Here is a 12,588-nt window from a genome sequence, read left to right as displayed (position 1 = left end):
ATATGCCTTTCCGCAAACCTCGGCTGTTCCTGGCTGACAAGGGATACGATGGCGATGCAGTGCGCCAAAGCCTGCTGCTGGCTGGCATCAGCCCTGTCATTCCGCCAAAGTCAAACCGCAGGGAACCGATACCTTGCGACTTCCGGGCCTACAAGGACAGGAACCGGATCGAGCGCATGTTCAACAAGGTCAAACAGTTCCGCAGGATCGCTACACGATACGATAAAACCAAAGCGTCCTTCGAAGCTTTCCTCAATCTCGCGGCTGCACGTCTCTGGCTACGAAACTTTGTCAACAGAGCCTAGTGCGAGCAAGAATCCGAAGCGTTTCACAAACAGTTGGAAGCGCGATGTTCCACCCGGCTTTTTTATTCTTCTTTTCCTCACTCTTGATCAACGCCAATCTCCATGTGACACATATGCCGATAAGGAACATCAGGCGTAATAAACACGTCTTGAAGATGCGGATGATTAATTGCACCGACTATCGCCTGATCTTCAATACATACTCCGGCGAAAGGCTGTAGTTTTACATCACTCGCAGATTTACCTGCTCCTTGAAGTCCTGAGCAGTTGTAGACCACTACCGCTGGCTGATCTGACAGGATGCGCAACGCCAGCGCACTATCTGGCGAGACCAGTTTTGCTGCCACCGTGTCGGAGCGGCCACGATCATCAAGCACGAGGCAATCGTCAAGCTTTTGAAGATGCCCAAAACCATCTCGCATTCGTTTTGATCTAGCAAAGAAGAAAGAACTAGATTGATCAATCGACAACAGCTGACCAGTTGGCACCATGTATTGATCAAATTCAACCCTTCTCCGAGACGGTATAGTTAGGGTGTGGTCGAATATTGGCGCGCGACCACTAAGATTCCATGCTATATGCTGTGAAATATTCATCGGCGTGAGGGCGTCAGTACTGCAATAAATCGCCAATGAGAGCCGTCCATTGGCGAGGCGGTATTCGACTTCCAGCGATCGTTTTCCAGGATACCCCATATGCCCATCAGGCAATGAAAGTGTGTAGCGGAGCGCGTTATTCTCCTCGTCCCTATCCACGCCCCATACCAATTTTCCAATACCCGCCGGACCGCCGTGAATATGCACACCCTTTGAGTTTCGCGTTAGGTTGAAGCGTTTACCATCGTGAACGAAGCTCGCGCCCTCAACCCGACCCGCCAACGGCCCAACAAGGCAACCGAGCGCAGGGCCCTCCGGTAAGTAGCTTTCCCAGTTTTTGTAGCCTAGAACGACGTCACGAAGGCCATCCTTAATAGGAACCTGCCAGCGTTGTACTGTTACTCCGAGGTTCAGAATTGAGACAACTTGCCCATTGTCGTCTGTCAGCCGATGGCGAACAACAGATACACCATTGTGCTTTCCAAGAACCTCTTCTTCAATCGACATGTTTGCTGCCGTCTTGGCTGTTTTTCTCAATATACGTCAACAAATACTTTGGCAGAACAGCATTCAAGGCGCCCCGCCGCTCAAGATCCAAGCTGCGGCTGACGTTGATGAGTGGCGGCACCTCAAGGCTGGAGAGCGCCCCCGCTGCAGAATACTGTTTGTTCAACTCTGCCCATACATAGGGATTATTCACAAAGGGCCCCGTCATCAAAATCTTGCTTGGAAAAAAGGTGCGACTGAGATTGGTCAATGTATTGGAAATAGCGGTCACAGCATCTCTGAACTCAGGCACAGATAACAAATCTAAAAGGTGGAGCTGATTGGCAATTTCTTGCTCATCCCCTTCCACTTCAGGCCAGTGCGTTTTCAGAAGAGGTTTCAATGCCCAAAGGGAAGCGACCGTTTCCAAGCAACCTTTCCCTCCACATCGACACAGGTCCCCGCCGGCACGGGCCATAACCCAATGGCCGATTTCCCCGAATTGACCAGGGCGCGATAAGCCATTGTTTGAAGGAAGGCTGAAACTGCAACCAATACCCTGCCCCCAATGCACGATCAGAGCTGCTTCATGCCCGCCGTCCTCTTTGACCGTAAGAGCAGACAGTTCGAGATCCAAATTACGAAACAAGTACAAACGTTCATGGCCACAATTGATGACCCGTTTGAGATCAAGGTCTCTCATATTCGGCCAACGGGATACAAACTTCCAAATACACTTCTCCGGATCCAATATGCCTGGCATTGAGAAAATCACCGAAGCACAATCGCTGGCTTTGGGAACTGCCGAACGGGCTCCCTCATATAGATCAGTGAATATCTTCAGAACCTGATGGTTGTCTGCGGTTTCACACAATTTGTGGGTCTCGGACCAAAGCTCCTGATTATTCAAATTTCGCAAACTTGCGACGATGGATTGGCCCACAACCTGGAACAAAATACACACAAACCGACTGGAATTGGCGACGAGGGAGACAGTTGGTCTCCCTCGTCCGCTTGCTTTAGCTTTTTGCTCCCAAATCAACTCCATATCCACTAGTTCAGCCACCATTTCCGACACGGTATTCGGCCTTATAGCCAATGCACTGATGATGTCCTTCCGCGAATTCGCTTTGCCGTTCAAAACCAGATCAAAAATGGACAGTTTCAAGCGCGAATTGGAATTGTGATGAGAAATAATATTCATCAATCCTTACCCAAGTAATTGTGGCAAAAACAACGAGGTTTGCGGAAAATAGGTCACCATAGAAAGAATAACAATCATCAATACATAGAATGGCAACAGATTTTTCAATGAGCTCTCAACCGAGATCTTTGCTATGGTACAACCAACAATAAGTGAAGTCCCCACAGGTGGTGTTATCAAGCCCATGCCGAGATTTATGAGCATGATCATGCCGAAATGAATTGGGTCTACACCAATGCTGACAGCAACTGGTAAAAGGATCGGGGTAAGGATCAGGATCAAAATGCCCATATCCATCAGCATGCCAAGGAACAGCAACAAGATATTGATGCACAACAGTACAATTATCGGGTCGGAACTAATTGCAAATATTGCCTCTGACAGAACCACCGGAACCTTCAGAAAAGACAGCAAAAAACCAAATGCAGAAGATGTCATGATGATCGCAATCACCATTGCCAGTGTTTCGAGTGATCCACGAAGCACGACAAGCGCTTTTTTGGCGGTCATGGTCCGATAGATGAAAAAGCCCACGAATAGGGCATAGGTAGCGGCAACCGCAGCAGATTCGGTTGCCGTAAAGATCCCCGCAACAATGCCGCCAATAATGATCACGATGGTAAACAGGCCGATAGATGCCTCGCCGGTTATTTTCAGCGCTTCCTTGAATGAATGGCGTTCACCACGTGGATGCTTCTGGACAATGGCAATAATGAAACAAAGAACCATCATCGAAAGCCCAATCATTACACCTGGAATGTAACCTGCCAAAAACAATTTGCTGATTGGCAGACCACCTGCGGCGAGGGCGTAATAAATCATGTTCTGACTTGGTGGGATAAGAACCCCCTGCACCGATGATGTCACAGTCACCGCAGTAGAAAAGCCCGGAGAGTACCCCCGACGCACCATTCCCGGTATCAGGAAGGATCCAACGGATGCAACATCCGCTACAGACGAACCAGAAATGCCGCCGAATAGCATTGACGTGAGGATGTTTACCTGAGCAATGCCCCCACGTATCCGCCCCACCAGCGTGTCTGCAAAACGCACTAGACGCTCGGAAATACCAGCCTCGGTCATTATCTGCCCAGCAAGAATAAAAAACGGCACAGCGAGGAATGTGAAAGAATTCAACCCGTTTACCATCTTCTGCGCAACGAACAGGAGGGGAATATTCAGATAAAGCGCCGTGCATACGGAGGAAATTCCGAGCGAAAAGGCAATTGGAACCCGTAGCGCCATCAAGACGGCGAAGGTTCCCAACAGGATTGAGATGCCCATAAAATCAATCATGTTTATACGTCCCCGTCTTGTGCAGCATCTTTGGTAAATAAAACTGATGCGGTCTCTACGACGTTGGCGGCCGCATTAATCGTCATGAGAGCCCCGCCCACAGCGACAGGCCAATAAAGCCAAGCGCGAGAAACACCGGAAGCGGGCATGATCTGCAACCCCACCAACGCCAAGAGCTTTTCTGAAACGCTGAGCAAAAAAACAGAGAAGATCAGCACAACAATGTCAGCAAAGAGATCAAAGGTGATCGGCCACTTTCCCGGAACCAGGTCCCGGAGGAAAGTGATGGCGATATGCCCTCTCCTCCCCACCATGATGCCGCAGGCGATCAAGCCAAACCAAATTAGCATCAAAAGCGCAATTTCCTCAGACCAACTGGTCGGGCTATTGAGCACGAACCTCATAAACACCTGCATGACAGTAATCACGAGAATACCGACTAGCAGGCTATGACAAATCCATTCCATAACGGCATCGAGATACCAGAGGAAGGCCTTCGTGGATCGCATCGTTGTCTCCTCGCAAGGCGATGGCGGACATGTGTTGAGGGCCATTTAGCCCCGGCAAAACAAGGAAGGAGGCGCCCCAAAAGTAGGAGCGCCATGTCCGACTTTTTGCTTTTTATTGGTCGAAGGCCGCGATCTCAGCTACCAGTTCAGACAGAGCTGGATACTCAGCATAAAGAGGCTGCACAGCTTCCTTGAACTTACTGTTGTCAATGGTTGTAACGGTGACGCCCGCGTCGATAACCTTTTGCTTGGCTTCCTCGTTTGCCTTGAACATGGCTTCACGTTCAAACAACGCGGCTTCTTTTCCTGCTTCCAGAATTGCGTTCTGGAAATCTGGCTCCAAGCTGTCGAACTTCGCCTTGTTCATCAGAAGAATTGCAGGCGGGCTCAAGTGCCCATCTTCAACGATGTATGGAGCCGCTTCATAATGTGAAGATGTATAGTAGCTCACGTAGTCGTTTTCAGCGCCATCAATCACGCCGGACTGCAATGCTGAAAAGACCTCGCCATAGTTCATTGGGGTTGGCGTTGCCCCAAGGAGTTCGACCATTTTGATGGAGATCGGAGCTGGCTGCACCCGGATCTTCAGCCCCTTCATATCCTCGATGGACTCAATCTTCTTATTTTCACCAGTGTAAAAATTACGAGTACCAGCCTCCATGAACTGAAAGCCAATCAGTCCAATCTGCTCGAGATCCTTGCGAACTTTGTCGCCAATCTCACTATCAAGTATTTTGTACTTATGCTCCGAGTTCTTGAAAATATAGGGGAGCGTAAAGACGCCAACAGAAGGGCTCACATTGGCAAGAACAACGCTATTCACACGAGCAAAGTCAATAATTCCTGCTTGTGCCTGCTCAATCGTCTCTGGTTCTTGACCTAATTGCGCGCCAGAATACACTTCAACGCGAACCTCTCCGTTAGTTTTCTCCCCAACCAGCTCAGCAAATTTATGCATGGCCATTGTCACAGGATTTGTGTCGGGCTGGTTTTCAGCAAGACGCAAGACGATTTCCGCATTTGCAGCGAACGGCGCAGAAACGAGTGCACCGGCCAACAAGGCAACTTTGACTAAGGACAGCTTCATTTTTTCCTCCGCGATAAAACAGAAGTCCCAATAACTCCCATCGAAAAGCTAACCGCACAAAACGCCGTTTTCAATATTTATTATCATATTTGTTTTTAATTTATGTTGACAAAACAGCAGACAGAAGCGACCTATATCTCACATAAGTACAGTTTATCGTTATATAATATCATTTACGATATTATATGTTAAAAAATGGAGGCAAGCTGTGGAAGTAGTGACGTTAGAAAGTAAGGCTGAATTGGGAAAAGCGGCAGCTGCAAGGGGGAGCGAACTTGTCCGCCAAGCAATTGAGGCAAAGGGCCACGCAAATCTTATTCTTGCGACTGGTGCGTCTCAATTCGAAATACTGGAAGAACTGACAAGCCCTGCTTCTGGTGTCGATTGGTCCAAAGTCAGTTTCTTTCACCTCGATGAGTATGTGGGAATGAGCAGTGATCATCCCGCAAGTTTTCGGAGATACATGCGGGAACGTGTAGTTTCGAAAGTTGATACAAATGCGGAGTTTTTCCCAGTAAATGGCGACAGCGCCAACCTTGAGGCAGAACTAGAAAAACTAAGTGACCGAATATCTCAGGTGGAAATTGATGTCTGCTTTGCAGGAATTGGCGAAAACTGTCATTTGGCGTTTAACGACCCACCAGCAGATTTCGATGTTGAAGCCCCATACATCATTGTTGAACTGGATGACGTTTGTCGCAAACAACAATTCGGCGAAGGCTGGTTTTCGACCATGGACGAAGTACCCACCAAAGCGGTTTCAATGAGTATTCGCCAAATTATGAAGTCGAAAGCGATCATTCTCTCAGTACCTGATGCTCGCAAAGCTGAAGCTGTAAAAAACGCAGTTCTTTCTGAGGTATCTCCGGAATACCCCGCAAGCATTTGCCAGCAACACCCCAATTGCACCCTTTTCCTAGACAGGGAGTCAGCAAGCTTGCTGTAGCGACGAGCACTACAGTCTCCACAATCATTGGGCAGGCAGTACATGTTTGCATGACAACACGAGGCTCAGAGCTAACCATTAGTCGGTTTTTCTGAGCCAGAACTCATATTGGTGACCAGCATGGGCTACTCAGCAATTGACGGTGCGGATCTCATTGAAGTCGATGAAGACGCCGAAGGTTACGCCGACTTTCGGAAGCTCGGATCTCTACGTGAACAATCTTCCATTTTCACCTCACAGGGCACCTTCCAGAGCCTCGGACTGGTTGACCTGCAAATCAATGGATTTGCCGGCGTGGATATGAACTCCGGCAACCTTGATTCTGGTGACATAGAAAAAGCAATGAATGCAATACTCGCCACGGGTGTCACTACTTGCCTGCCAACGATCATAAGCGCCACACCGGACAAACTCCTTGCTCGGTTCGAGTCACTTGATAGAGCGCTTTCCAGTTCCCTTTTGGGAAACAAGATGGCCCCGGGGTACCATCTTGAAGGGCCGTTTTTGAGCCCCGTCGAAGGGTACGCTGGCATGCACCCGCAAGAGGCCATGATGCCTGCCGACTACAACTTGGTAGAGACTCTGGAATCAAAACTCGACCGACCAATCCTGCTCATCACTGTGGCCGCCGAGCAAAAAGGAGCGCCAGAGTTTATCAAAGAAGCGTCCCTGAATGGGAAAATTGTCGCGATCGGGCATTCCCAAGCAACCGAGGACGCCCTCGATGCAGCAATCGACGCAGGCGCTGTTATGAGCACGCACTTGGGAAACGGACTGCCTCAACTCCTTCCCCGATTGGATAATGCACTTTGGCGCCAACTCGGAGATGATCGTCTTATGGCATCTTTCATTCCCGACGGTTTTCACATACCAGAGAAAACACTGCGCTGCTTGATCCGCGCAAAGCAGCTGGAACGAACGATCCTCGTAACTGATGCTGCGACCCCTGCAGGGGCGCCCGCTGGGGTGTATGAGTTCGCCGGCATACCGATTGAAGCAAAGCCCAACGGCCTTGTATGCCGCCCCGGCGAGCCCGGCTTGGCAGGCTCCAGCTTGAAGCTTGATGACGGCATTCGCAATCTGGTTAACTGGGGCATAGCAACCCCAACCGAAGCTATACGAATGGCCTGCGCAAACCCCAACCAGCTGCTATTCAAGGCCATGGACGCTCACGGCATCAAACCCATGGCGACATGTGTGGAATGGAGCGCAAACCTTTACCCCACGTCTGCCAAGGTCGGCGACTATCGCATCAGCCTGCAGTAGAAAATTGTCTATTTGCTGCGGCGGGCACGCGCATTGAGCCATTCACGCGGTGGCAAGCCGAGTTGCTTCCTAAAGGCATAGGTGAAGCTACTTGCACTTGAGTAGCCCGCCTGCAGCGCAACCACCTTTATGGAGGCGCCAGCTTGCAAGGCCCCGCACGCCGCTTGTAACCTGATCTGCGCCGCGCCTTGTGCCAGTGTACAATTGAAAACCTCTCGGTAGGCATTGGCGAGGCGGTTGGCAGAAATGCCGAGACTTGCTGCAAGATCTCTCGCATTTGGGGGCGCCATCGCATTTGCCTGCATAATTGCTTGCGCCTCACGAGCGGCTTGCAACTCATGAGGCAAAAAGGTTGGCGCACCAAATGCTGTCAATTGATCAATCTGGAAGCCCATGACCTGTATGGCTGCTGCCTCAACCAGGTGATGTCGAAGCGGAGACTGGTTCTCCAGAGAAGAGACCAGCATTTGACGGAGATACAACGGCAGGGGTGAAGGTCGGTGCAAGGTTGCGCTACCAACCCGCCTCAGCAGATCTCTGGCACCTTTTGGCACATCACCGCCAAACCACTGCTCCAGAACCGTCAGCGGCAAGAGCACGCCAAACATCGCGTTGTCGGAATGATTGAACCGGAACAAGGCGCTGGACTCTTTCGGCCGTATCAAACCAGCAGTTGCGCCATCATATTGGGTACCACAGTTCAACTCGGCTTCAAACGTACCAGCAAGCGGCACCTGCGTAAAAACATATTCTGCCGCACGTTCACTTTGCACTTCTACCGCATCCGGCCCTTGGGACCGGAAGTGAGACAGGCTCCACTTCAATCCAGTGCCAGTTCGATCTGCAAAGCTGGCAACTTCAATATCCACTTCATCCGTTTTCAGCCGAGATGTTCCGGGGGTCGTGATACGAAGCCCCATCGGGCGGGAACAGGATGAGGATGAACTTGTCATATCGAGAATTGCTCAGTTGAATCGTTTCACAAAACGCAACTTTCTTTGCCGACGGATCAAAGGTCAAGATCCTGATTGTTGACCACAGCTCAACCAGACCATTTTGAGGCGGCGCCGACCGGACTACGTGTATATATCGATAGTTAAATCCAGAATATCGACAAACACAGCCCTGTACTGCTGGCAGCACTTGAGTAGTCTTCCCCTTCAGATCAACCGTTTGAAACATAAACGACTCTAAGACCATTATTCACCGGCTTACTTTCTGTTCGCGCCACCACCGGCTGCGGCATGTTTTGGCATGCATCCGCGCTGAGGCGGCGCAGGGCAAAGTAGCCGGGCGGGAGGTTGAGAATGGTGACACTGATGAAAATTGCAGCGGCGGTGTGGGGCAGGCTTGAGAGTCTCACCTGCAGATCTGTGACCAAGGTTGCCGTTTGCAGGGCATTGGCCGTCGTCTCATTGTTTGGCGCGACTCAGTCAGCACAGGCGCTGGACGCCAGCGGTTCGTCCCTGCCGGTCTTAATGCCGGGAGGACAGTGCTCGGCAAGGGTGGAGCAGCATTCCAGTGGTGCCACCGTCTTCATCTTCCCCCCTGTTTCCGGTTTTAGGGCCGCAGGAGGGAGTTATTTTCGCTACTCCGACGGCGCTTCTACGCCTCATTCGCCGATCACGGTCGCGTGGTTGGAGGCGAACTGCGGTTACACGAATGTGACGGGGCTTGTCCAAGACGGCGCGGATGGCACTGTCGCGTCTGATGATCAAATGTTCGTCCGGTTCACAGCAGATGTGCCTGGCATAGGTCGGTATGATTTTGACTACGGGCTGTACGGGGTGACCGGCACAGTGGTGAAGCGAGATGTCGTGCTCACTGATCCTGTTCCGACCGTTACCCTGTCGGGTCTGAGCAGCACCTTTATTAATCCTCAAACCGTCACCGCAACCTTTAGCGAGACAGTCGACGGTTTTGATGCATCGGACATCCAGGTGACAAATGCCACCATTTCCAGCTTCGCCGGGTCGGGTGCCACCTATACGTTCACAGTCTCACCCGATGGACCGGGCGCGGTGACGGTCCTTGTACCTGCAGGCGTGGCGACCGACAGTCTATCGTTCCCAAACCTTGCCTCAAATACACTTTCCGGCACGGCTGAAGGGGTCAGCAGCATTACAGCGGATTTCACTGCTAACCCTGGATTCGGAATTTCGGTGCCGCATACAGTCTTCTTCACTGACCAATCCTCATCCACCCCACCTGCTTTGAAGACTTGGAACTGGGACTTTGGCGACGGAGATACCAGCACGGCACAGAACCCGGTTCACACGTACACGAGCTTTGGCACCTATACCGCAACGCTGGAAACCTGCGTCTACACGACCTGCGACACCCAGAGCATGACCATCGAAGTGGTGGATGTTCCTGGCTCCATGACCCCGTCTCTGTCCGGATTTAGCGGCATCGTGGCAGGTGCGCAGACCGTGACAGTGGAATTCAATGCGGGCGTGGATACATCAGATGCGCTGAAATTGTCTGATTTCGACGCAACCAACCTGACGCTCTCGAACCTTTCGGTTGGTTCACCTACGCCCGCCTATGACCAGACACAAACCTACACTCTAACCGCGACGCCCGATGGCGATGGCGCCATATCGCTGTCCCTGCCTGCAGGCGCCGTGTCCAACTATGGCAGCGTGGCCAACACGGCCTCCAACACTCTGTCAGGTTTTGTGGACACCACTGCGCCCACCATCACGCTGGTGGATGCAGGATCAAGCACCACCCCCTATGTCGGCTATCGTTCTGTCCTCGAATACACACCCGGTACGATCTTTGAACTTGGGTACTCGGCCACTGTTCCCGATACAGTAGTCCTCATGGGCACGACCATTCTTCCGGATTACAAAATGCGCTATACAATTGTCCCGCGACGTGACGGACAGGTCTCTGTGACTTTTCCGGCCGGGATGTTCAGGGACGTGGCTGGTAATCGCAGCGCCGAGACCCGGATAGATCTAGGTTATGCGGATGTGGACGAACCTCTGCCTGTGATCTCGGACGTGCCGGCAGCGTTCAATAGCGCGTTTGATGCGGTCATCACATTTTCCAAGACGGTTCAAGGATTCACCGCCTCTGACATTCAGGTGAGCGGCGGCTCGGTCTCCGCCCTTACGGGCAGCGGCGCAAACTACACCGCCCGCATTGAACCGGACGGCAGTCCAACAATCACGATCTCAATTCCGGCCGAAGCCGCAGAGCATATTGCGGTCTCCGGGATACCCGGGGTATTCAGTGCCGCTGCCGTCCCCGTGAGCACCTCCGAAAATACGGCCCCGGTGGCCGATGCCGGACCGGCTCAGGTGGTTGCGGGCGGCACGCTCGTCACGTTGGACGGTTCAGGCTCATCGGATCCAGACGGCGACACTCTGGCTTTTGTCTGGACATCCCCCTCAGGCATCACCCTGAGCGATCCCACCGCGGCTCAACCCACCTTTACCGCCCCGCAGCTAGCGCCAGGAGATCCTGACCAGTCGCTGGGTTTTACCCTCACTGTCTATGATGACACCAAAACCAACACCGACCAAACCCTCGTCACCCTGCGCGCCAACGTGAGCGCAACCCTGTCGGGGCTGCCCGACAGCTTCAGTGGGCCGGGCGAGCACCAGCTCGACATTCAGTTCTCACGCTCAGTGACCGGGCTGACAAAAGAGGACCTGGTGATCTCTGGAGGCGAGGTGCTTTCAATCGCTGGCAGCGCTGCCAGCTATCAGGCGCTGCTGCGCGCCAACGGTCGCGGTGATCTCGTGGTCTCCCTCCCGGCCCGAGCAGTGCAGGACAGTGACGGCATCCCCAATGCGGCCTCAAACCAACTGACGGCGGTCAACCGCATCGTGGAACAAACCAGCAAGGTAATCGCCGATTTCATGAAGGCCCGAGCCAACAATCTTGTCAGCAACCAGCCTCGGTTGGCGGGTTTCCTTCTCAATGGCGGTGCAGGCAACACATGGGGCGTGGAGGCCACCGAAGATCAGATGAATTTTGATCTGGCCATTGCGCCCAAAGATGGCGTGTGGGGGACCTTCACCGCCGCCTTCAGCAAAGACAAAGGACAGGAGTCGGGTTATGCGCTCGCCACGCTCGGCAGCCACTTTTCTGTGCGGCCAAATCTGAAGCTGGGCGCAATGCTGCAGATGGATTACGCTGAGAGCAACGACGGCCCCGCAGAAGTCGATGGCTATGGCTGGCTGTTGGGGCCTTATGCCGTTTATCGACTACCCAACCACCCACTTGTCTTCAGCGGGCAAGTTCTTTACGGGCACACCAGCAACAACGTCGCTCCGCTGGGCACCTATCGCGACAACTTCGATACCGAGCGATGGCTGACGCATCTGGGGGTCACCGGAGAAGTCGGTACCGAGCAATGGAGCTTGTATCACTTCCTTTCAGCCACTCACACCCGAGACGACCAACAGGCCTATGTGGACGCACTCGGCAATACCATACCATCGCAGGGCTTTCAGCTTACGAACCTTGAATTGGGCGCGGATTTCGAGGTGCAGCTTGCCGAGGAGATGGGTCGCAGTGTGCTTACGGGCGGGTTTTCCGGCATCTGGTCGCAGACGTCCGGAAGTGGTGCAGCCGCATTGCGCGAACCCGCCTACGACGGCGGACGCCTGCGGCTGGAACTTGGCTATGACAGTTTACTGAGCAATGGCGGCCGTATCCAGTTCAGCGCCTTTGGCGATGGCATCGGGGCACAAGGCTATCAAAGCTACGGAATGGGCGGAACTTACTCCTTCAACTTTTAGGTACCGTAGCTACAGCCTATTTAAGTCAATAGATGACAAGCAGGACACTCGCGGCCCTTTCAGGTGGCGCTATCCACTGTCCGCGCCATCTCGAAGGATGCGCCTAAGATCCTTCAGGAAAATACCGGTGCTG

Annotated in this window: 10 protein-coding genes; 4 read left to right on the top strand and 6 right to left on the bottom strand. The window is 52.6% G+C overall.

Annotated elements, in window-relative coordinates; all coding sequences use genetic code 11:
- Positions 1-305, top strand: a 305-nt coding sequence (locus tag G512_RS0114125) for a transposase (protein WP_028482280.1), incomplete at its 5' end; no start/stop codon positions are given.
- Positions 306-382: 77 nt separating this feature from the next.
- Here G512_RS0114125 and G512_RS0114120 read toward each other — a convergent pair.
- The 5 genes from G512_RS0114120 to G512_RS0114100 form a co-directional block, all read right to left on the bottom strand.
- Positions 383-1,408, bottom strand: coding sequence for an aldose epimerase family protein (locus G512_RS0114120; RefSeq protein ID WP_028482279.1), 1,026 nt, complete (start codon positions 1,406-1,408; stop codon positions 383-385).
- A complete protein-coding gene (locus G512_RS0114115) occupies positions 1,398-2,591 on the bottom strand; it encodes an ROK family transcriptional regulator (protein ID WP_028482278.1) in 1,194 nt (397 codons plus the stop codon). The genes G512_RS0114120 and G512_RS0114115 overlap by 11 nt, the downstream gene beginning before the upstream one ends.
- A 6-nt stretch (positions 2,592-2,597) precedes the next feature.
- Entirely contained in the window at positions 2,598-3,887 is a 1,290-nt protein-coding gene (locus G512_RS0114110; protein WP_028482277.1) for a TRAP transporter large permease, read from the bottom strand.
- A gap of 2 nt (positions 3,888-3,889) precedes the next feature.
- Positions 3,890-4,396, bottom strand: coding sequence for a TRAP transporter small permease (locus G512_RS0114105; protein WP_028482276.1), 507 nt, complete (start codon positions 4,394-4,396; stop codon positions 3,890-3,892).
- Between the two features lie 112 nt (positions 4,397-4,508).
- On the bottom strand, positions 4,509-5,483 hold the full coding sequence (locus G512_RS0114100) for a TRAP transporter substrate-binding protein (RefSeq protein WP_028482275.1): 975 nt from the start codon (positions 5,481-5,483) through the stop codon (positions 4,509-4,511).
- Between the two features lie 208 nt (positions 5,484-5,691).
- Here G512_RS0114100 and G512_RS0114095 point away from each other — a divergent pair, with 208 nt between their 5' ends.
- A complete protein-coding gene (locus G512_RS0114095; protein WP_028482274.1) occupies positions 5,692-6,429 on the top strand; it encodes a glucosamine-6-phosphate deaminase in 738 nt (245 codons plus the stop codon).
- A gap of 120 nt (positions 6,430-6,549) precedes the next feature.
- Complete coding sequence (locus tag G512_RS21230) at positions 6,550-7,695, top strand: N-acetylglucosamine-6-phosphate deacetylase (protein ID WP_208975023.1); 1,146 nt, start codon at positions 6,550-6,552, stop codon at positions 7,693-7,695.
- 8 nt (positions 7,696-7,703) lie between these two features.
- Here G512_RS21230 and G512_RS0114085 read toward each other — a convergent pair whose 3' ends face one another.
- On the bottom strand, positions 7,704-8,648 hold the full coding sequence (locus G512_RS0114085; RefSeq protein ID WP_081657493.1) for a helix-turn-helix domain-containing protein: 945 nt from the start codon (positions 8,646-8,648) through the stop codon (positions 7,704-7,706).
- Between the two features lie 354 nt (positions 8,649-9,002).
- Between G512_RS0114085 and G512_RS0114075 the strand changes: the two genes are divergently transcribed.
- Positions 9,003-12,455 (top strand): Ig-like domain-containing protein, encoded by a 3,453-nt coding sequence (locus G512_RS0114075; RefSeq protein WP_036489833.1) that lies wholly within the window; start codon positions 9,003-9,005, stop codon positions 12,453-12,455.
- The last annotated feature ends 133 nt before the right edge of the window (positions 12,456-12,588 follow it).

It is taken from the genome of Pseudovibrio exalbescens DSM 16456, assembly GCF_000422785.1.
In the GTDB taxonomy this organism is placed as follows: Bacteria; Pseudomonadota; Alphaproteobacteria; order Rhizobiales; family Stappiaceae; genus Pseudovibrio; species Pseudovibrio exalbescens.
The sequence above is the reverse complement of the archived record's forward strand: the minus strand, read 5'-3'. Positions and strand labels throughout refer to the sequence as shown.